The organism is Protofrankia sp. CiP1_Cm_nod4 (genome assembly GCF_982290645.1).
In genome coordinates this window covers 5,760-6,383 of the sequence record NZ_CEVIVC010000215.1, presented here as the reverse complement: position 1 = coordinate 6,383, position 624 = coordinate 5,760, and the positions used below count along the sequence as shown (strand labels likewise).

Sequence of the window (624 nt, the reverse complement as noted above, 5' to 3'; positions counted from 1 at the left end):
GGGCTGAAGGGCTGGCCGGTGATGTCGTTACGGTCGTCCGGGGCGTAGTCCCACACGACCTCGTCGGCGCCGATGTAGTAGGTGCGCACCCGCCCGGTCGGGTGGAAGGCCTCGCCTGCGACCTCGTTCCAGTACGACCCGGCCGCGCCGTCCTGCGGGCTGGGCGCGGGCCCGTCCGTGCCGTGGGCGCTGTGGGGATCGGGGACGCCGTGGGGATCGGGGACGCCGTGGATATCAGGGGTGCCGTGAGTGTCGGGAGCGCCATGGGCGCCTGGCGTGTCGCCCACGGCGGGCCCGGCGGTCGCCGCGGCGAGGAGCAGCGTCAGCATGCCCGCCATCGCGGCACGCCGGGCGTGCCGCCGCGCCCGGAGCCACGGCCCACCCGGCGTGCCCGGACCGTCTGGCCCTCCCGGGCGTCCCGGGTGTCCCGGGCCTGTCGGAGCTGTTGGGCTGGCCGTCGTCCCTCGGCCGTCAAAGAATGATCGCGGCGCCGCTGCCCTCCCTGGCGATCTGCCCTCCATAGCTGTACGCCTGCCGGCGCGCAATTCCTTAATCACGGAGCGTGACAGTAACTGATTGTGAGTGAACCTGTCCGGTAGGGGTCCGCATCATCCACTTACACGG

At 72.4% G+C, this 624-nt stretch carries 1 pseudogene; it reads right to left on the bottom strand.

Annotated features, from left to right (window positions below):
- Positions 1 to 329, bottom strand: a pseudogene (locus tag AC5LSR_RS22985) (hypothetical protein); the annotation flags it as partial.
- Positions 330 to 624: the final 295 nt, after the last annotated feature.